The organism is Micrococcus sp. 2A (assembly GCF_039519235.1).
Classification (GTDB): domain Bacteria; phylum Actinomycetota; class Actinomycetes; order Actinomycetales; family Micrococcaceae; genus Micrococcus.
Map to the genome: position 1 here is coordinate 484,703 of NZ_CP154351.1, position 20,086 is coordinate 504,788.

Genomic DNA, 20,086 nt, shown 5'->3' on the forward strand with positions numbered 1-20,086 from the left:
GGCCGCGGATCAGACCGAGCGGGGGACGCCCGCGGCGGTGAGGATCCGCGCCAGCCGGTCCGGCCGCAGGAGATCGCCCCACGTCCAGTGCGCGCCCGCCCGGGTGACCAGCTGCAGGGCCACCTCCCGTTCCTTCTCCCGGCGGATGCTGGCGCGGCGGGCCGTGTCGTCACCGTCGAAGAACGACAGGTCGTACTTGCCCAGCCCGTCGAACTCCCCGTACACCCGCACCTGCTCCCACCAGAAGTCCGTGCGGGCCACCTCGCGTCCGTTCGCATCCCGGTGGCGATGCTGCAGCGCCGTGGGCGGGACGAAGCCGAGCTCGTGGAGGATGGCCCGGCTGTAGGACTCCCCGGCGGATTCCGCCCGCGCGTCCGCGAAGTGCCAGGCCCGCTCGAATCGGCGGAGGGCGGCCGCGGATTCGAGTCGGCTCTCCGCCTGCCTCGCCCAGCGTGCGGCCTCCTCGGGCCGGGCTCGGACGAGCGCGTCCAGCGGGGCCACGGCGTCGCGGAACGGGGTGGCCGCCCCCAGCACCAGCAGCACCGTGGGCAGCGGATCCGCCAGGACGGTTCCCAGGCTCTGCCCGTCCGACAGGACGGCCCCGACCGGCTGAGGCGCGGCGGGGGCCGCCTCTGGCAGCCCCCATCGGGGTCGGCGGCGCGGCGGGACGGGAAGCCGGCGATCGTGGGCCACCACGGAGGGGGCGAAGGGACGGCGGATCAGCGGCCCGGCGCCGTGATGCCCGGGCGAGGGGGCGCGCAGCTCGAGCGCGGGCGGCTCGACGGCCGGCCCCAGACCGTGCAACCGGGCCGCGGTCAGGCCCGTGAACACCGTCGCGGGGCGGGCGATCGAGAGGGCGACGGCGGACACGACCGCCCTGTCCCACGGACGCAGCGCGGCCCAGTCGCCGGCGCTGATGTAGACGCGCGGGCAGAGCCGCACGAGGACCCCGCGGGTCCAGGCGCGTTCGAGACGGCGCCGCGCCGCCCCGTCGTGGGGGTCCGCCGCGCTGAGCAGGGGCCCGCGTCCCGGGAGCAGCGCACGCGCGTGGTCGGAGAGCTGGGTCATGCGGCCCAGTGTCGTGGGCCCGTCCGGGGCGCGAGGGGTCGACCGCGCCGGACGGTGGAGGGCACCCGCCGTCGGGGGTCCTGTGCAGGAGTCGGGTGCCCTCGAACGACCGCCGCCCTGCGACATCACCGCGCGTCAGAACGGCGGTGATGTCGCAGGGCGGCGGAGGATCACGGAAGGGGCAGGGCCGGGCCTCAGACCACGCCCTGGGCGATCATGGCGTCGGCCACCTTGATGAAGCCCGCGATGTTCGCGCCGGCCGCGTAGTTGCCCGGCGTGCCGTACTCCTCGGCGGTCTCCACGCAGCGGTCGTGGATGTCCCGCATGATCTGCTCGAGGCGGTCGTGGGTGTACTCGAAGCCCCACGAGTCACGCACCGCGTTCTGCTGCATCTCCAGGGCGGACGTGGCCACACCGCCGGCGTTGGCCGCCTTGCCGGGGCCGAACAGCGTGCCGGCGGCCACGAACAGGTGGGCGGCGGACTCGGTGCAGGGCATGTTCGCACCCTCGGCCACGGCCTTCACGCCCTGCTTCAGAAGCGTCTTCGCGGCGTTCTCGTCGAGCTCGTTCTGCGTGGCGCAGGGCAGCGCGACCGTGCCCTCGACGTCCCACACGGAGCCGCCGGCCACGTAGCGGGCGCGGCCGCCCTTGCGCTCGGCGTACTCGGAGATGCGGGCGCGCTCGACCTCCTTGAGCTGCTTGAGCAGGTCGACGTCGATCCCGTCCGGGTCCACGATGTAGCCGGCGGAGTCCGAGGCCGTGAGCACGGTGGCACCGAGGGCGGCCGCCTTCTCCGCGGCGTAGATCGCCACGTTGCCGGAGCCGGAGATGAGGACCTGCTGGCCGTCCATTGACTCGCCGCGGGTGCGGAGCATGGAGTCGGCGAACATGACGGCGCCGTAGCCGGTGGCCTCGGTGCGCACGAGCGAGCCGCCCCAGGTGAGGCCCTTGCCCGTGAGCACGCCGGCCTCGAAGCGGTTGGTGAGGCGCTTGTACTGGCCGAACATGTAGCCGATCTCGCGCCCGCCCACGCCGATGTCTCCCGCGGGGACGTCCGTGTGCTCGCCGATGTGGCGGTGCAGCTCGGTCATGAACGACTGGCAGAAGCGCATGATCTCGCCGTCGGAGCGGCCGGCCGGGTCGAAGTCGGAGCCGCCCTTGCCGCCGCCGATCGGCATGCCGGTGAGGGAGTTCTTGAAGATCTGTTCGAAGCCCAGGAACTTGATGATGCCCAGGTACACCGAGGGGTGGAAGCGCAGCCCGCCCTTGTACGGGCCGAGGGCCGAGTTGAACTCCACGCGGAAGCCGCGGTTGACCTGCACGGTGCCCTGGTCGTCGACCCACGGCACGCGGAAGATGATCTGGCGCTCCGGCTCGCAGAGGCGGTGCAGGACGCCCGCCTCCACGTACTGGGGGTGGCGCTCCACCACGGGATCCAGTGCCTCGAACACCTCGGACACGGCCTGGTGGAACTCGGCCTCACCGGGGTTGCGGGCGAAGACCTCGTCGCGGAGCGTGTGCAGAACCTGATGCATGGTGTCCTCCTGGTAGACGTCTCGTCGGGGGCGGTGCGGGCCCGCCTCGCCGACGGCGTCCGCGGCGGAGGAGGGAGGCCGCGGTGCCTGCCGTCATCCTGGCATGTGAGCTGGTTCATGACGGAATTGAGGCGCGGACCGTCGGATGGTCCGCATGCTGAGACGGTCGGGCCCCGCTCGCCTCAGCCGAAGACGCGGTGGGCCAGCAGGGCCGGCGAGGTGAGGAGACGCCGCGCCAGCTCGCCGCGGCGGCGGTGCTGCACGTGGATGGCCTTCTCGTAGTAGCCCACGAGCTGCTCGCACAGCACGGGCCACGTGCGGCCCTGCACGGACTCCCACGCGGCGTGCGCGAAGGCGGCGCGCTTGACGTCGTCGTACACGAGGTCGGCGACGCGGTCCCGCATCTCGTCGAGGTCGCCGGGCTGGTAGATCCAGCCGGTGCGGGAGGAGTCCACGATGTCCAGCGGGCCGCCGCGGCCCACGGCCACGACGGGCACGCCCGAGGCCATGGCCTCCTGGAGGGTCTGACCGAAGGTGTCCGACTCGCCGGGGTGCACGAACAGGTCCAGGCTGGCCACGTGCCGGGCGAGGTCCTCGCCTCCCTGGAAGCCGGCGAAGCGGGCGCCGGGCAGCTGGCGCTCGAGCGTCTCGCGCAGGGGGCCCGAACCGATGACGACGAGGCGCGTGCCGGGCAGGTCCGCGAGCGCGCGGAGGTCCTCCACCTGCTTCTCGTGCGCCAGACGCCCCACGAAGCCGATGAGGCGCTCGCCGTGGGGGGCCAGCTCGGCGCGCAGCGCCTCGTCCCGCTTGGCGGGGTGGAAGCGGCGGGAGTCCACGCCGCGGCCCCACAGGTGCACGCGGCGCACGCCTACGCGGTGCAGCTGGCGCACGGTGAACGACGACGGCGCGAGCGTGAGGGTGGCCGTGTTGTGCAGGCGGGCCACGTGGTTCCAGAGCACGTCCTCGAGCCACGGGAGCCCGTACTTGGTGGCGTAGCGCGGCACTTCGGTCTGGTAGACGGCCACGGAGGGGATGCCGAGCTCCTCGGCGGCCTGCACGCCGCGCCAGCCGAGCACGAACGGGGAGGCGATGTGCACCACGTCCGGGCCGAAGTCCGCCAGGATGCCGCGCAGGCGGGCCACGGTGCCGGCGGCCACGCGCACGGACGCGTAGCCGGACATGGGCATGGAGGGGAGGGCGTGCACGGGGAAGCCCTCGACCTCGCGGGGGGCGTGGCCGGCGCCCGCGCGCTGGGTCCAGCCCGCGGTCCACGAGGCGGCGGGGGCGATGACGATGGCCTCGTCGCCGCGCTCCCGCAGGTGACGCAGCACCTGGAGGATGGAGTTGGTGACCCCGTTCATGTGGGGCAGGAAGGACTCAGCGATCACGGCTACACGCACAGGGCCAGCGTAGGGGCCGCGGGCCACCGCACGGGCATGTCCCGGCGACCCGCCGGTGGCCCGAGGGTGAACGTTCGGTGACCCCGCCGTGCCCGCGCCCGGCCGGCCGCGGGTGGCACCATAGAGGGGGTGAGCCGCCGAATGCCCCCTCTCCTGCGCCCCCTGCCCCTGCCGCTCTGGCTCCAAGGGGTGGTGGAGGCGCTCGTGACGGCGCTGATCAGCCTGCTCATCGTGCTGATCCCCACCCTGCTGGTGTGGGTGACCGGCGGGTTCCACCGTCCCCGCATCGACGACGTGCTGCAGGTGGGCGGAACCCTGTGGCTCGTGCAGCACGCCGTGCCCGTCACGGTCACCACCACCCTGCCCTCGGCCGCGGAGCCGAGCCTCGTCGGGACGGCGTGGCTCGTGCCATGGGGGCTCACCCTCGTCCCGCTCGCGCTCAGCTGGCGCGCCGGGCGGCGGCTCGCCCGGGCCTCGTACCGCGATCAGGCGTGGCAGGCCTTCGCGGGCGCGGTGGCCGCCTACGCGCTCGTCGGCCTGACCGTGGCCCTGCTGCCGGCCCACGGGGAGCTCACGGTCTCCCCGTGGGCCGGCACCCTGCTGCCCGCCCTGCTCTTCACGGGCGCGGCGCTCGCGGGCGCCCGCCGGGAGGCCGGCACGTGGGCCCACCTGATCGGCGTGGACCTCACCGAGCGGATCGCCCGCCGGTCCCAATACGAGCGCTGGGCCGGCACGTACGCGTGGTCGGTGGTCCGCGCCGCCGTCGTGGCGCTCGTGAGCCTCGCCGGCCTGTGCGCGCTCCTGGTCGCGGGGCGCCTCGTGGGCGAGTGGACCGCCGTCGTGCACCTCTACCAGGAGGTCGGCGCCGGGACGCTCGGCGGGACCATGCTCACGCTCCTGCACGTGGGCTACCTGCCCACCTTCACGGCGTGGGCCGCGGCGTGGACGGCGGGCCCCGGGTTCTCCGTGGGCTCGGACAGCCTGTACTCGGCCTTCGGGGCGACGGCGTCCGCTGCCCCCGCGCTGCCCGTCTTCGCCGCGCTGCCCGCGCCGGGGCAGCCATGGCATCCCGTGTTCGTGCTGGTCCCCGTGCTCGCCGGGGCCGTCGCCGGCTGGTGGCTGCTGCGCGAGGGGGAGAACCACCTCGACGACTGGCTCGACGCCCGCTTCCCGAACCGCGCCGCGTCCCTCGCGCTCTCCACGCTCGCGCTCTCGGTGCTCCTGGGCCTCGTGGCCGCGCTGCTCGCGCTGCTCCCGCTCGCCCTCACCAACGGGACGCTCGGGGTGGGCACGCTGACGCAGATCGGGTCGAACGTGGGGGCCGTCGCGGCTGCTCTGGCCGGGTGGCTCGCGCTGGGCTGCGCCGTCGGCTATCTGGCGGCCCTCGCCCTGCAGGACCGCCCGTGGGAGGGCGCGCGGGCCCGCGCCGGGACCGCGGCGCGGCGCGGGGCCGCCGGCGGTGCGTCGGCCGTCCGGGACCGGGCGCTCGCCACGGGTGCGCGCGTGCGCTCTGCGGGGGAGGGGCTGCTGGTGCGGGGACGACGCGCGGGCCAGGACGGGTGGGCCGCCGCGCGCGCACGCATGCCGCGCCGCGGGTCCCGGGCCGTGACACCCCAGGACGCGCCGACGCCGTCGGGCTCCGGCTCGAGCGCCGCGCCGTCTGCGGGCGAGGCACCCGCCTCCGGTCAGGCAGCCGCCGCCGGTGAGGCTCCCGCCCGTCCTGCGGCACCGGCCGATGCTGGACGTCGGACCCCACGGTCCCGACCGCGGCCGCGCCGCGCCCTGGACTGAGCGCGACGCCGGGGCCTCAGCCCGCCTGCGGCAGCCCGGTGAGCTCCTCCACCTGACGCGTGAACTCCGCGGCGCACTCCTGCTGGGCCCGCACGGTGAGGGCGGAGGCGGTGCACTGCTCGAGCTGGACGGTCTGGTTCCACGCGAGCAGGGGCAGGGCGCCGATCGTGAGGCCGAGGAGGCCCAGGGCGATCCCGGCGGCGGCCGCCGCACGTCCGGCGCCCGTCGCCCCGGCGCCGGACCCGCGGGAGCCCGCGCTGCCCGCGCCGCTGCGCCCGGCGCGGCGGGAGACGGTCCAGGTGCGCACGCCGAGCACCACGGCGGCCAGGGCGAGCGCGAGCGTCAGCAGCTTCCACGGCAGCGGGAGGGAGAACGCCCCGATCATCCCCAGCAGGGCCGCGGACTGCCACAGCAGCAGCCGTCCGACGCGGGCGCGGCCGGGATCCGGGGCGCCGTCGGGGGTGCGGGAGGTCGGGGGAGGCAGGGGCTCGGACACCCCCTCACCCTACGAGACGCCCGCCCTACGATGGGGGCATGCGCATCGTTGCCCTCGTCTCCGGTTCCGGCACCAACCTCCAGGCCGTCCTGGACGCCGTCGCGTCCGGGGCGCTGGACGTGGAGGTCGCCGCCGTCGGCTCGGACGTTCCCGCCGCCCAGGGCCTGGAGCGCGCCCGAGCACACGGGATCCCGGCGTTCGCGGTGCCGCCGGCGGAGCACGCCTCCCGCGCGGAGTGGGACGCCGCGCTCGCGGATGCCGTGGCCGCCCACGAGCCGGACTGGGTGGTCTGCTCCGGGTTCATGCGGATCCTCGGCGCGCCCCTGCTCGAGCGCTTCCCCGGGCACATCCTCAACACCCACCCGGCCCTGCTGCCCGCGTTCCCCGGAGCCCACGGCGTGCGGGACGCCCTCGCACATGGCGTGAAGGTCGCCGGCTGCACCGTGCACGTGGTGGACGCCGGCGTGGACACCGGGCCGATCCTGGCGCAGGCCGCCGTCCCGGTGCTGGACACGGACACGGAGGAGACCCTCCACGAGCGCATCAAGGTGCAGGAGCGCGCACTGCTGCTGCGCACCCTCGGCGAGCTGTCCGGGGCGCCGCGCCCCTGACGCCGCGCCCCGGCGGCCCTCAGTTCGCGTCCACCTCCAGGGCGCGGCCGCGGGTCTCGGGGGCGAAGGCGAACATCACGACGGCGGCGAGCACCACGAGGCCGCCCGTCACGGCGAAGGCGCCGGGCAGCCCCAGCGCGGGGACGAGCGTCCCCACGAAGAACAAGGGGCCCAGGCCCGCGCCCACGCGGGACGCGGCGGAGGCCCACCCGAACCCGGAGGCCCGCAGCGAGGTGGGGTAGAGCTCGGTCACGTAGGTGTAGAGCACGGGGATGGCCACCTGCACGATGAAGCCGAAGACGAGCACGAGCGGGAGGGCGGCGGCGGGCACGCCGATCACGGCGGCCAACGCCACGAGCACACCGCTCGCGAGGATCGAGCTGACGGCGAGCAGCCAGCGGCGGCCCGTGCTCTCCACCAGGAGCGCGGAGACCACCACGCCGAGCAGGCCGACGGCGGCCATGCCCGAGGTCATCACGAACGCCCGGTCCTCGGCGTAGCCGGCCTCGATGAGGAACTGCGGCAGCCACTGCAGGGCGATGTAGTAGGTGAGCATGATGGTCACGAACAGGGCCCAGGCCACGGCCGTGATGCGCGGAGAGAAGCGCCACACGGCGGCCAGCTGGGAGCCGATCGCCCCGAGGCCGCCCGCCTGGCGCTCCTGGGCGGCGGGCATCACGTACGGGCGGGGCTCGGCGCCGGTCGCCGCGACCATCCGGTCGATCACGCGGCGCGCCTCGGCCTCGCGGCGGTGGCTCATCAGGAACAGCGGCGACTCGGGGATGCCCAGGCGCACGACGAACACGAGCAGGGCGGGCAGCACCATGACGAGCAGGGGCAGACGCCAGTCGCCCCACGTGCTCACGAGCCATGCGGAGACCACGCCGCACAGGGCCGCGCCCACCGGCCACCAGCCGTCCATGGCGGTGAGCACGCGGCCCCGCAGCCGCTTCGGAGTGAATTCGCTGACCAGCGCGTAGTCCACGGGGATGGTGCCGCCCAGGCCGATGCCGGCCAGGAAGCGGAACGCCGCGAACCACACGAGCGAGTCCGCCAGGGCGCCGGCCACCGTGAAGACGGCGAACACGAGGAGGGTCCAGGAGAACGCGGCCTTGCGGCCGATCCGGTCGGCCACGGTGCCCCACAGGAACGCGCCCAGGCCCATGCCGATGAGGTTGGCGGTGCCGATCCAGGCCGCCTCGGGCCGCGTGAGGCCCCACTCGGCGGAGAGCAGCGGGATCATGACGCCGTTCAGGGCCACGTCCCACGCGTCGAACATGAAGCCGAGGCCGCCGATGAGGAAGATCCGGCCCTGGACGGACCAGCGCCAGGGCAGCTCCTGCACGACGGACTCGCCGGTGGGCGGGGCGGGGGAGTCCAGGGGGGAGGTGCGGGTGGCTGAGGACACGGTGACGGGCTCCCTTGTGACGGCCGGGCGGGACGGGTGTAGGGCCATTATGCGCGGTCCTAGACTGGGTGGCGGCCCCGCACCGCATCCCCCCACCGAAGGAGAGTCCCCCGTGACCTCAGCCCAGTCCGCCCCCACCGTCCTGGACACGGTCCCGCTCAAGCGCGCGCTGATCTCCGTCTATGACAAGACCGGGCTGGAGGAGCTGGCCGCGGGCCTGCACGCCGCGGGCGTGCAGATCGTCTCCACGGGCTCGACGGCGCAGCGCATCGCCGGCGCCGGTGTCCCGGTCACGGAGGTCGCCGACGTCACCGGGTTCCAGGAGTGCCTGGACGGCCGCGTGAAGACCCTGCACCCGCGTGTGCACGCCGGCATCCTCGCGGACCGCCGCCGGGAGGACCACGTGGCGCAGCTGCGCGACCTCGAGGTGGAGCCCTTCGACCTCGTGGTGGTGAACCTCTACCCCTTCGTGGACACCGTGAAGTCGGGCGCCGGGGAGGACGCCGTCGTCGAGCAGATCGACATCGGCGGCCCCTCCATGGTCCGCGCCGCGGCGAAGAACCACGCCTCCGTGGCGATCGTCGTCGACCCGGCGCGCTACGGGGACGTCGTGGCCGCGGCCCAGTCCGGCGGCTTCGACCTGCGCACCCGCAGGCGCCTGGCCTCGCTGGCCTTCGCGCACACCGCCGCCTACGACAACGCGGTGGCCGCCTGGACCGCGTCCCACTTCGGCGACGAGGACGCGGACGAGACCCCCGTGTTCCCGCCCTACGCCGGCTTCTCCCTCGAGCGCGCCGCGAGCCTGCGCTACGGCGAGAACCCGCACCAGCCGGCCGCGCTCTACGTGGACCACGCGGCCACCCCGGGCATCGCGCAGGCGGAGCTGCTGCACGGCAAGGCCATGAGCTACAACAACTACGTGGACGCGGACGCCGCCGTGCGCGCCGCCTTCGACCACAAGGCCCCCGCCGTGGCGATCGTCAAGCACGCCAACCCGTGCGGCGTGGCCGTGGCGGGCGAGGGCGAGGACGTGGCCGTGGCGCATGCCAAGGCGCACGCGTGCGACCCCGTCTCCGCGTTCGGCGGCGTGATCGCGGCCAACCGACCCGTCACCGCCGCCATGGCGCAGCAGGTCAAGGACGTGTTCACGGAGGTCGTGGTGGCGCCGTCCTTCGACGTCGAGGCCGTGGAGATCCTCTCCGCGAAGAAGAACCTGCGCCTGCTGAGCCTGCCGGCGGGCTTCGCCCACGACTCCGTGGAGGCCAAGCAGGTCTCCGGCGGCATGCTGCTGCAGGTCGCGGACGCCGTGGACGCCGAGGGCGACGACCCGGCGACCTGGACCCGCGCCGCCGGTCCCGCCGCCGACGAGGCCACGCTGGCCGACCTCGCCTTCGCGTGGCGCGCGGTGCGCGCCGCCAAGTCGAACGCCGTGCTGCTGGCCTCCGACGGTGCCACCGTGGGCGTCGGCATGGGCCAGGTCAACCGCCTCGACTCGTGCCGCCTGGCCGTGGAGCGCGCCAACACGCTCGGCGCCGCGCAGACCGGCGGCCAGGACGTGGTCAAGGAGATCACGACGGCGGGCGGCGCGGAGAACGTCTCCGGCACCGGCGCCCCTGAGCGGGCCCGCGGCGCCGTGGCGGCCTCGGACGCGTTCTTCCCCTTCGCGGACGGTCTGCAGATCCTGATCGACGCCGGCGTCAAGGCCGTCGTCCAGCCCGGCGGCTCCGTGCGGGACGAGGAGGTCGTGGCCGCGGCCGAGGCGGCCGGGATCACGATGTACCTCACCGGGGCGCGGCACTTCTTCCACGGCTGACCATGGCGTCCGCCCCCGGCGGTGTCTAGTCTGGGCGCATGATGGGGGACGGCATGATGACCGAGGTGCTGATCGGCAGCGGCTGGGCAGGGCTGCTCGCGTGCATGGTGGTGGGCGCCATCGCCCGGCTCCCTCTGGCCGCGGCGGGGAAGCGGCGTGCCGTCGGGCGTCCATGGGCCGGCCACGCGGCGCTCGGCCTCGGCCTGGTCGCAGTCGCCCTGGCCGCCGCGCTCTCCGCCCTCGGCTCCTTCTTCGGGCTGATGGGCCTCGCCTTCGCCGCCTTCATGGCAGTCGGAGCGTGGCAGTCCTTCGCGGCGGCGGAGCGCCGGCGCCGGGCAGCGCAGGAGCAGATCGATCACGCCGCGCGCCTCGGGGCGGCGTTCCGAGGCTCGAGGGCCGCGTCGGGCACGCTCCCCGGCGGCGAGGCCGGCGTGGACGACGGCCTCGGCGCCCGCTCCCCGGCCGCGCCGCCGGCACCGGCGGACAGGAGGCCGGGCTGGTACTCGTCGGAGGGTCTGGACCGGCAGGGTCCCGAGCCCCGCTGACAGCGCGCAGCCGGGGCGTGCCCGCCGGCGTCGCGCGCGTCCACACGCTGTGACGCGTGCGACCCGCCGGGTAGATTGGCGGTGAGACACCCGTCCCATGTCGACCACGGACGTGCCCCCGAGCGCGGCCAGAATGGAGAGATCCGCATGTCGAAGATCATCTACACGCTCACCGACGAAGCGCCCATGCTGGCGACCGCCTCCCTGCTGCCGATCGTGCGCGCCTACGCGGGCACCGCCGGCGTTGAGATCGAGACCCGGGACATCTCCCTGGCCGGCCGCATCCTCGCCGCCTTTAAGGACGTCCTCCCCGAGGACCAGCGCGTCGACGACGCCCTCGCCGAGCTCGGCGAGCTCGTGAAGACCCCCGAGGCCAACGTCATCAAGCTCCCGAACATCTCCGCCTCCGTGCCGCAGCTGCGCGCAGCGGTCAAGGAGCTCCAGGCAGACGGCTACGCCCTGCCGGACTACCTCGACGACCCGCAGACCGACGAGGAGAAGGACGCCCGCAAGCGCTACGACTCCGTCAAGGGCTCCGCCGTGAACCCGGTGCTGCGCGAGGGCAACTCGGACCGTCGCGCGCCCAAGGCCGTGAAGAACTACGCCAAGAAGTTCCCCCACTCGATGGGCGCGTGGTCCGCGGACTCCAAGACCGCCGTCGCCACGATGGGCGCGGACGACTTCCGCGCGAACGAGAAGTCCGTGACCATGCCGGCGGACGACACGCTGAGCATCGAGTTCACGGGCGCCGACGGGTCCGTCGAGGTTCTCAAGGAGGGCCTGAAGGTCCTCGAGGGCGAGGTCATCGACGGCACGTTCATGTCCGCGAAGGCGCTGGACGCGTTCCTCGCCGAGCAGGTGGCGCGCGCGAAGGAGGAGGGCATCCTCTTCTCCGCCCACCTGAAGGCCACCATGATGAAGGTGTCCGACCCGGTGATCTTCGGCCACGTCGTGAAGGCCTACTTCGCGGACCTGTTCGCGCAGTACGGCGACCAGCTGGCCGCCGCGGGCCTGGACCCGAACAACGGCCTCGCCGCCATCGAGGGCGGGCTGGACAAGCTCGACGCCGAGACCGCCGAGGGCGTGCGCAAGGCCATCGCCGAGGCCTACGAGAACGGCCCGGACGTGGCGATGGTGAACTCGGACAAGGGCATCACCAACCTGCACGTGCCCTCCGACGTGATCGTGGACGCCTCCATGCCGGCCATGATCCGCACCTCGGGCCACATGTGGGACAAGGACGGCGCCGAGCGCGACACCCTCGCGGTGCTCCCGGACTCCTCCTATGCCGGCATCTACCAGGCCGTCGTCGAGGACTGCAAGGCCAACGGCGCCTTCGACCCGACCACCATGGGCACCGTGCCGAACGTCGGCCTCATGGCGCAGAAGGCCGAGGAGTACGGCTCGCACGACAAGACGTTCGTCATGGACGCAGCGGGCACCGTCGCCGTGAAGAACGCGGCCGGGGAGACCCTGATCTCCCATGAGGTCGGCGAGGGCGACATCTGGCGCGCCTGCCAGACCAAGGACGTCGCGGTGCGCGACTGGGTGAAGCTGGCCGTGACCCGCGCCCGCGCCTCCCAGACCCCCGCCGTGTTCTGGCTGGACGAGTCCCGCGCCCACGACCGCGAGCTCATCACGAAGGTCGAGGAGTACCTCAAGGACCACGACACCGAGGGCCTGGACATCCGCATCATGTCCCCGGTGGAGGCCACGAAGTTCTCCATCGAGCGCATCCGCCGCGGCGAGGACACCATCTCCGTGACCGGCAACGTGCTCCGTGACTACAACACGGACCTGTTCCCGATCCTCGAGCTGGGCACCTCCGCCAAGATGCTCTCCGTGGTCCCGCTGCTCAACGGCGGCGGCCTGTTCGAGACCGGCGCCGGCGGCTCCGCCCCGAAGCACGTGCAGCAGCTCGTCGAGGAGAACCACCTGCGCTGGGACTCCCTCGGCGAGTTCCTCGCGCTGGCCGTGTCCTTCGAGCACGAGGCGACGACGAACGGCAACGCCCGCGCCCAGGTGCTCGCCGACACGCTCGACGCCGCCACCGGCACCCTGCTGATCGAGGGCAAGTCCCCCGAGCGCAAGGCCGGGCAGCTCGACAACCGCGGCTCGCACTTCTACCTGGCCCTGTACTGGGCGCAGGAGCTGGCGAAGCAGACCGAGGACCAGGCCCTGGCCGACGCCGTGACGCCGATCGCCGAGGAGCTCGCCGCGAACGAGGAGAAGATCGTCTCCGAGCTCAACGGTGTGCAGGGCAAGCCCGTGGACATCGAGGGCTACTACGCGCCGTCCATGGACAAGGTCGTCGACGTCATGCGTCCCTCTGCCACGCTGAACGCGATCATGGACAAGCTGTCCGTCTGATCCACGGAGACCGGCGTCCCCTCAGGGGGCGGGACATCACGAGGGCCCCGGCACCGTCATGGTGCCGGGGCCCTCGTGCGCCCGGGGGTCAGGCCACGTGCCGCGCCTCGTGCTCCAGCAGCGCCCGCTTGGCGGCGGGGCCGTACAGGTACTGTCCGACCCCGCCGGAGGTCGGCACCACGCGGTGGCACGGCACGACGACGGCCACCAGGTTCGCGGCGCACGCCCCGCCGGCGGCACGCACGGCTCGCGGCGACCCGGCGCGCTGGGCCAGCTCCGTGTACGAGACGGGCGCGCCGGGCGTGATCCCCCGCAGCGCCGCCCACGCGGCCTGGCGGAAGGCGGTGCCCGGCTGCGTCACCGCAAGGGCGTCGAGCGCGGCGACGTGGCCGGCCGCATACGCCCCGAGCGCATCGGCCACGGGCTTCGCCACGCCCGCACGGGGCTCGACCGGCAGCGGGTGCATCTCGCGGTCCGCCGTCGGCGGGTCCAGCACGGCCAGTCGGTCCATCAGCGTCAGCAGGAGGCGGCCGATCGCCGCGGCGTGCGGCTCGCCGTCCTCGGGGACGGCCACCCCGGAGGCCCGCACGGTGTGGTCCTCGGGGGAGTACACGGCCACGAGGTTCAGGCCCGTGTCGGGGAGGGCGGCGGCGGTCCAGCGCAGCTCGGGGGCGAAGTCCATGCCCCCATTGTCCGTCAGCCCGGGCGCGCCCCGCTCTGGTGTGCCAGGGTGAGGGCATGACCGAGACCCACGTGTTCAAGCACCGCACCCTCCTGCGCCACCCCCGCGACGTCGTGTTCCGCTGGCTGGCCAACCCCGGGGCGCTCCAGCGCATGAACCCGCCGTTCGCCTCCGAACTCGTGCACGGGCCCACGAACGGCCTGGCGGTCGGCTCGGAGACCCGACTGCGCATCAGCCCGCCGGGCTCGCTCGGACTGCTCGCGGACACCTCCCGGGGCCTGCTGGCCGGCATGCTGCCGGACGCCGTGTCCTCCCGCATCCCGGCGGCCGCCACGCCCAAGGTGCCGTGGCACGCGCGGCACACGGCGTACGAGGAGGGCCGGATGTTCCGGGACGAGATGGTCTCGGGCCCCCTGCGCTCCTGGACGCACACGCACACCCTGGAGGACGCAGCCCCCGGCGAGGCGGACACGGCCGCCGGCACCCCGGGCACGGTGGTGCTGGACCGCATCGAGTACGTGCTGCCGGGGGAGGGGCTGCTGGGCCGTGTGCCCGGCATCGGCGGCACCGCGGCCGCATGGGCCGGCCGCGGCTTCGAGGCCGAGCTGCGCCGCCAGTTCGCCTACCGCGCGCGCGTGATGGCCGACGACCTCGCCTTCCACGCCGCACACCCCGGCCCGCTCACCGGCGGGCCCGCGCGCACTGTGGCGGTCACCGGGGCGTCCGGGCTGATCGGCGCCCAGCTGACCGCGCTGCTCATGAGCGGCGGGCACCGCGTGATCCGCCTCGTGCGCAGCCCGGAGCAGGCTGCGGCCCCGGACGCCGCCCTGTGGGACCCGGCGCGCGAGCGGGTGGACGAGTCCGCGCTCGCCCAGGTGGACGTGATCGTCAACCTCGCGGGGGAGCCGATCGCCGGCCGCTTCACGGACGCGCACAAGGAGGCCGTGCACGACTCCCGTGTGCGCGGCACGCGCACCCTCGTCGACGCGATGGGGCGCCTGCCCCGGGTCCCCGCGCTCGTGAACTGCTCGGCCATCGGCTACTACGGCGCGCACGCCGGCACCGGCCCGTTCGGCGCGGGGCTCGGGGAGGAGCTCGAGCCCGGCGACGACTTCCTCGCGGAGGTCTGCGCGGACTGGGAGGCCGAGGCCGTGCGGGCCGAGGCCTTCGGCGCCCGGGTGGCCCGCGTGCGGGTGGGCGTGGTGCTCAGCCCCGCCGGCGGCATGCTCCAGCAGGTGCTGCCGCTCTTCCTCGCCGGGCTCGGCGGCCCCATGGCCACCTCCGGCGGCGAGAGCCACGACGGGAGCCCGTGGGTCAGCTGGGTGGGGGTCGACGACGTCGCCGGGGCCTTCGCTCACGCGGTGCTCGACGACGACGTGGCCGGGCCGCTCAACGCCGTCGCCCCCGAGCCCGTCACGGCCAAGGAGTTCGCCACCGTGCTGGGCCGCGTGCTGCACCGTCCGTCCGTGCTGCCGGTGCCCGCCTTCGGGCCGCGGCTCCTGCTCGGCGCGGAGGGGGACGCGGAGACCGTCCGCGCGGACCAGAAGGTGGAGGCCGGGCGACTCGTGGACTCGGGCTATGCGATGCGGGACGACGAGCTGGAGGGCGCGCTGCGCCACGTGCTCGGGCGCTGAGTCGCCCGCCGCGGTCGCCGCGCGGTGCGGTCGCCACTCGACGGCCGCGCCGAGCCTGTCGGCCCTCAGTCCTGCAGGGCGCCCGTCTCCCGGATGAGCTGGCCCAGGGCAGTGAAGGCGTCGCGCGCCAGCGCCTCCCACAGCTTGATGGCCAGCTGCGGGGACCCCTCCTGCAGGGCGTACATCACGTGCGCGGTCAAGACCCGGGCGGTGACGTCCCCACGGGCGCGCACCGTGGAGGGCTGGCGGCCGGACTGGCCGAGCGCCATCTCGCCGAAGGTCATCCCCGGGGTGAGCACGGTCCTGCGGGTGCGCCGCCCGCCCGTGCCCTGCCCCGTGAGCTCCACGCGGCCGGACGTGATCACGTAGATGCCGCCGAAGGGCTGGCCCGCGCGGCGGATGATCTGACCGTCCGTGTACACGCGCTCGTCCATCATGGACTCGAGCAGGCCCGCGTCCTCGGCGGAGAGGTGCTGCAGCAGGGGCGCCACCGCGGCCTCCTCCTGCGAGTGGGGCAGCAGCTGCGGGGCGTGACGGACCAGCAGGCGCTGCTCGGCCCACTGGATGGCCCGGGAGCGGGAGTCGAAGAACAGGAACTCCGGGCGGTCCGGGGCGGACTCGAGGTCCCGCGCGGCCTCCTGGCGGGGATCCGGCAGGCTCACGTCCACGGACTCCTCGACGGCGGCCACCAGCTCCGCCACCATGGCCTCGTCCCGGTCCACGAGCACCACGTCCAACCCCGAGTCCAGGGCATAGGCGAACCACCGCGCCACGAGCAGGCGGGCGGAGCGGGTCACGGTGCTGACGGACCGGATGTCCACGAGCAGGGTCTCCAGCTCGTCCGGGAGGCCGCGCACCACGCGGGCGAGCGCGTCCACCTGGCTGAACCCGACGTGCCCGCCCAGCTCCAGCACGTGCACCGTGTCCCCGAACGCGTCCAGTGCGTCCTGCACCTGGGCGCTGCGCACCGCGCCGGAGGGTGCCTGGTCCACGCGGTAGTGGGCGCGGAAGGCGGCCCGGGGCGAGCCGGTGACCACGGAGGGGTGCAGCTCGAAGTCCTCCACGATGCAGCGCAGCGCGGCCATGCCGGCGGCGGACACGCGGTGCTCGTCCAGGTCAGGCGCCTGCAGGGCCAGGCCCATGTGCCCGGGCACGACCACCATGATCGTGCCGCCGCGGGTGGACGCCCAGCCGGGCTGGCCGACGTCGTACGCCCACAGGGGCTGCCGGGTGTCCATGCCGCACGAGTCCAGCACGGAGAGCACGGCGCGGACGGTCTCCTCCTCCAGCACGCGGGCCCCGGTGACGGGGTGGATGCCGCCGTGGGCCAGGGTGCCCGCCACGAGGGCGAGGTCCTCGACCTTCACGGGCACGGCGCGCAGGGTCGCGATGTCCTCGAGCAGGGGCTCCGGGTCCGTGTCCAGCACGTCCAGGGACTTCAGCAGCCACGCGGCGGCGCGCGTCTGGTGCTGGGCGCGGTTCTCCACCTTGACGGCCGTCTCCGTGACGCTGACCTCGCGGTCCAGGAGGGTGGAGAGCAGCTGGAGCAGGCGTCCGGCCCGGTCCCGCCCGCCGCGGCCCTTGACGAGGGCGGCGGTGGCCACCACGCCCGTGTTCTGCAGCGGGTTGAACGCGCGTCCCGTCTCCGCCTCCACCTCGATCCGCGAGTCGTCCTCCGGGACGGGCGTGCCGCCCACCCGCTCGGCCACGCCCGCCGCGCCGAGGTCCTCCACGGCGAGGGCGTGGAGGACGGGGGAGGCCAGGGCCGCCAGCGGCACGGCGGCCGAGGAGCCGGAGACGTAGCGGTGCCCGTCCACGAGGGTCACGGCCACGCCCAGGCCGCCCCTGCCCTCGTCGTCGCCGGGGAAGGCGGCGGTCAGGCGGTCGAGGTGGTCCTGGACGGGAGTCATCATGCGCCTCAGCCTAGTCAGTGCCCCGCGCGCCGGACAGGTCCGCGGCGGCCGCCACAATGGACGGTGATGCCCACCTCCGCCAGCCGCCCCCGCACGCCCGCGGACCCCGTCGCCTCCCGCCGGCCGGGGGCCCCGCCCGCGACGCCGCAGGGCCGGATCGCGGCCGCCCTCGATGCGCTCGGGGCCGGCCTCACGGTCACCGCGGTGCTGCCCGAGCTGGAGGCCGCCCTCGAGGCGCACGGGGCCGCCGTGGTCCACGCCCCGCCCGGCACGGGCAAGACCACCGTGGTGCCGCCCGCCGTCGCCGTCCGGCTCGCGCGGCAGGACGGCGGGCGCACCCTGGTCACGCAGCCGCGCCGGGTGGCCGTGCGCGCCGCGTGGCGGCGCCTGCACATGGCCGTCGGTTCAGACGATCCTGACGACGCAGTCGGCTACGCGGTGCGCGGCGAGTCGGTGGGCGGAGGCCGCTCGGCGGTCGAGTTCGTGACTCCGGGCCTGCTGCTGCGCCGCCTCCTGGCCGACCCGGGCCTCGACGGCGTCGGTGCCGTGATCCTGGACGAGGTCCACGAGCGCGACCTGGACACGGACGTCCTGTTCGCCCTCCTCGCCGACCTGCGGCAGCTGCGTCCCGAGCTGCTGCTCGTGGCCATGTCCGCCACGGTGGACGCCGAGTCCCTGGCCGCTCGCTGGGCCGCCGGCATGGGCGTCGACGCCGACGCCGTCCCGGTGGTGCGCACCCCGGCCGTCCTGCACCCGCTGCGCGAGGAGCACGCCCCGTTCGGCGCCCCGCGCCTCACCGCGGACGGCCGCGTCGAGCGGGCCTTCCTGGACCACGTGGCCGACGTCGCCGTCCGCTCCCACGCGGAGGCCCTCGCGGCCGACCCCACCGTGGACGCGCTCGTCTTCCTCCCCGGCGTCGCGGAGGTGGAGGCGGTGGCCGAGCGCATCACGCGGCGCGCCCCCGGCACCGAGGTGCACACCCTGCACGGCCGCCAGGAGGCCGCCGAGCAGGACGCCGCCCTCGCCGGACGCACGCGGCCGGAGGTCTCCCGCGTGGTGGTCACGACGGCGGTGGCCGAGTCCTCCCTGACCGTCCCGGGGGTCCGTCTCGTCGTCGACTCCGGGCTGGCGCGCGAGCCCCGGCGGGACCGTGGCCGCGGCATGACCGGCCTTGTCACGGTGCAGGCCTCCCGCGCGGCCGCCGGCCAGCGGGCGGGCCGCGCCGCCCGCCTCGGCCCCGGCACGGTGGTGCGCTGCCACAGTGCCGCGGCCCTCGGCGCCGCCCCCGCCGCCCCGACGCCGGCCCTGGCCGTGGTGGACCTCGCCCCCGTGGCGCTCGCGCTCGCCGCGTGGGGCGCGCCGGGCGGAGAGGGCGTGGTGCTGCCCGAGGACCCGCCCGCCGACGCGATGGCCGAGGCCCGTCGAACGCTCGCCGAGCTCGGCGCCGTGGACGGGGACGGCCGCATCACGGCGCACGGGACGGTCCTGGCCGGCCTGCCGGTGGACCCGGCGCTCGGCCACGCGCTCCTGGCCGGCGCGGACCGCGTGGGCGCGCGCGCCGCCGCCGCGGCCGTGGCCCTCCTCGCCCTCGACGTGCGCGCGCCCGGCGCCGACCTCGAGGCGCTGCTCGCCGCGCTGCGGGGTGGGGGCCACCCCGAGTCCGGCCGATGGCGGCGGGAGGCCGAGCGGCTCGAGCGGATCGTGACCCGGGGGTCGAGCGGCGGACGGGAGACGGGGCGACGCGCCGGCCGGGCCTCCGACGGGGGCGCTGACGGGGGCCGGGCCGCGCACGCGGCGGGCATCGTCGTCGCACTGAGCGCCCCGGGCCGGGTGGCGCGGCGGGTGGAGGACACGGACGCCTACCTGCTCGCCTCGGGGACGCGCGCATCCCTGCCGCGCAGCGGCGGGGGAGAGCTGCGGGGCGCGGCGTGGCTCGCCGTCGCGGAGGCCTCCCGCGCCGCCGGCGACGCCGAGGGCACCGGCGCCGTGATCCGCGCGGACGCCCCGATCACCCGGGAGATCGCCGCGGACGCCGCGGCGGCACTCCTCCGGGACGAGGCGGACGCGGCGTGGAAGGGCGGACGGCTCACGGGCCGCCGCAGGACGATGCTGGGGGCGATCCCGCTCGCGGAGGGGCCCGCGCGCGTCAACGCCGCCGCGGCCGCGGACGCCGTGCGCGCCGCCCTGGCCGCGGAGGGGCTGGCCCGCTTCGAGCCCGGGGCCGGACCAGGTGCGGGGGAGCGCCTTCGCCGCCGCGTCCACCTCCTGCACCGGGTGCTGGGCCGCCCGTGGCCGGACCTCTCCGCCGCCGCCCTCCCGGACCTCGAGCCGCTCGTGGCCGGGATCGCGGCGGAGCTCGCGGCGGGCCGCTCGGCCACCTCCGTGGACGTCGCCGGGCTGCTGCGCGGGATCCTGCCGTGGCCGGAGGCCGGGCGCCTCGACGAGCTGGCCCCCGAACGGCTGCCCATCCCCAGCGGGCGGACGGCGGCCGTGGAGTACCCGGCCACGGACGAGGAGACGGCGCCGGTGGTGGCGGCCAAGCTGCAGGAGTTCCTGGGGGCCGCGCAGAGCCCCGCCGTGGCGGACGGCCGGCTGCCCGTGGTGCTGCACCTGCTCTCCCCGGCGGGGCGGCCGCTCGCCGTCACCGCGGACCTGCCCTCCTTCTGGGCGGGGCCCTACGCCCACGTGCGCGCGGAGAACCGGGGCCGCTACCCCAAGCACCCGTGGCCTGAGGACCCCGCGACGGCGTCGCCCACGGCGAAGACGAAGCGCGCCGCCGGCGCCTGATGTGAGGTGGGCCACGCGCATCCGCGAGGAGTA

The 20,086-nt window shown here is 75.2% G+C and carries 14 protein-coding genes; 7 read left to right on the top strand and 7 right to left on the bottom strand.

The window, feature by feature from the left end; genetic code table 11:
• Nucleotides 1-9: 9 nt before the first annotated feature.
• The 3 genes from AAG742_RS02290 to AAG742_RS02300 all read right to left on the bottom strand — a co-directional run bounded on the left by AAG742_RS02290 (nucleotide 10) and on the right by AAG742_RS02300 (nucleotide 4,003).
• Nucleotides 10-1,068: a hypothetical protein gene (locus tag AAG742_RS02290; protein ID WP_248115378.1), complete on the bottom strand. Its 1,059-nt coding sequence runs from the start codon at nucleotides 1,066-1,068 to the stop codon at nucleotides 10-12.
• Nucleotides 1,069-1,262: 194 nt separating this feature from the next.
• Nucleotides 1,263-2,603: an NADP-specific glutamate dehydrogenase gene (gdhA, locus tag AAG742_RS02295; RefSeq protein ID WP_298713955.1), complete on the bottom strand. Its 1,341-nt coding sequence runs from the start codon at nucleotides 2,601-2,603 to the stop codon at nucleotides 1,263-1,265.
• A 182-nt stretch (nucleotides 2,604-2,785) separates the two neighbouring features.
• Nucleotides 2,786-4,003: a glycosyltransferase family 1 protein gene (locus tag AAG742_RS02300; protein ID WP_298713958.1), complete on the bottom strand. Its 1,218-nt coding sequence runs from the start codon at nucleotides 4,001-4,003 to the stop codon at nucleotides 2,786-2,788.
• A gap of 141 nt (nucleotides 4,004-4,144) precedes the next feature.
• On the opposite strand from AAG742_RS02300, the gene AAG742_RS02305 reads away from it, so the two are divergent.
• The gene (locus tag AAG742_RS02305; protein ID WP_298713961.1) at nucleotides 4,145-5,794 is read left to right on the top strand and encodes a DUF6350 family protein; all 1,650 of its coding nucleotides are present in this window, start codon (nucleotides 4,145-4,147) and stop codon (nucleotides 5,792-5,794) included.
• Between the two features lie 16 nt (nucleotides 5,795-5,810).
• Here AAG742_RS02305 and AAG742_RS02310 read toward each other — a convergent pair whose 3' ends face one another.
• A complete protein-coding gene (locus AAG742_RS02310) occupies nucleotides 5,811-6,290 on the bottom strand; it encodes a hypothetical protein (RefSeq protein WP_248115382.1) in 480 nt (159 codons plus the stop codon).
• A gap of 38 nt (nucleotides 6,291-6,328) precedes the next feature.
• Here AAG742_RS02310 and purN point away from each other — a divergent pair, with 38 nt between their 5' ends.
• Complete coding sequence (gene purN, locus AAG742_RS02315; protein ID WP_298713967.1) at nucleotides 6,329-6,901, top strand: phosphoribosylglycinamide formyltransferase; 573 nt, start codon at nucleotides 6,329-6,331, stop codon at nucleotides 6,899-6,901.
• Between the two features lie 19 nt (nucleotides 6,902-6,920).
• On the opposite strand, the gene AAG742_RS02320 is transcribed toward purN, so the two are convergent.
• The gene (locus AAG742_RS02320) at nucleotides 6,921-8,309 is read right to left on the bottom strand and encodes an MFS transporter (protein ID WP_298713970.1); all 1,389 of its coding nucleotides are present in this window, start codon (nucleotides 8,307-8,309) and stop codon (nucleotides 6,921-6,923) included.
• Nucleotides 8,310-8,421: 112 nt separating this feature from the next.
• Between AAG742_RS02320 and purH the strand changes: the two genes are divergently transcribed.
• From purH to AAG742_RS02335, 3 genes are all read left to right on the top strand, one after another.
• On the top strand, nucleotides 8,422-10,122 hold the full coding sequence (gene purH / locus AAG742_RS02325) for a bifunctional phosphoribosylaminoimidazolecarboxamide formyltransferase/IMP cyclohydrolase (RefSeq protein ID WP_298713971.1): 1,701 nt from the start codon (nucleotides 8,422-8,424) through the stop codon (nucleotides 10,120-10,122).
• A 38-nt stretch (nucleotides 10,123-10,160) separates the two neighbouring features.
• On the top strand, nucleotides 10,161-10,667 hold the full coding sequence (locus AAG742_RS02330; protein ID WP_298713973.1) for a hypothetical protein: 507 nt from the start codon (nucleotides 10,161-10,163) through the stop codon (nucleotides 10,665-10,667).
• A gap of 147 nt (nucleotides 10,668-10,814) precedes the next feature.
• Nucleotides 10,815-13,037: an NADP-dependent isocitrate dehydrogenase gene (locus AAG742_RS02335; RefSeq protein ID WP_298713976.1), complete on the top strand. Its 2,223-nt coding sequence runs from the start codon at nucleotides 10,815-10,817 to the stop codon at nucleotides 13,035-13,037.
• 88 nt (nucleotides 13,038-13,125) lie between these two features.
• On the opposite strand, the gene AAG742_RS02340 is transcribed toward AAG742_RS02335, so the two are convergent.
• Complete coding sequence (locus AAG742_RS02340; RefSeq protein ID WP_298713979.1) at nucleotides 13,126-13,719, bottom strand: methylated-DNA--[protein]-cysteine S-methyltransferase; 594 nt, start codon at nucleotides 13,717-13,719, stop codon at nucleotides 13,126-13,128.
• Nucleotides 13,720-13,775: 56 nt separating this feature from the next.
• Here AAG742_RS02340 and AAG742_RS02345 point away from each other — a divergent pair, with 56 nt between their 5' ends.
• Entirely contained in the window at nucleotides 13,776-15,353 is a 1,578-nt protein-coding gene (locus tag AAG742_RS02345; protein ID WP_298713982.1) for a TIGR01777 family oxidoreductase, read from the top strand.
• 65 nt (nucleotides 15,354-15,418) lie between these two features.
• On the opposite strand, the gene AAG742_RS02350 is transcribed toward AAG742_RS02345, so the two are convergent.
• On the bottom strand, nucleotides 15,419-17,266 hold the full coding sequence (locus tag AAG742_RS02350) for a glutaminase (protein ID WP_298713985.1): 1,848 nt from the start codon (nucleotides 17,264-17,266) through the stop codon (nucleotides 15,419-15,421).
• Between the two features lie 66 nt (nucleotides 17,267-17,332).
• Here AAG742_RS02350 and AAG742_RS02355 point away from each other — a divergent pair, with 66 nt between their 5' ends.
• Complete coding sequence (locus AAG742_RS02355; RefSeq protein WP_343282232.1) at nucleotides 17,333-20,053, top strand: ATP-dependent helicase C-terminal domain-containing protein; 2,721 nt, start codon at nucleotides 17,333-17,335, stop codon at nucleotides 20,051-20,053.
• Nucleotides 20,054-20,086 lie beyond the last annotated feature (33 nt).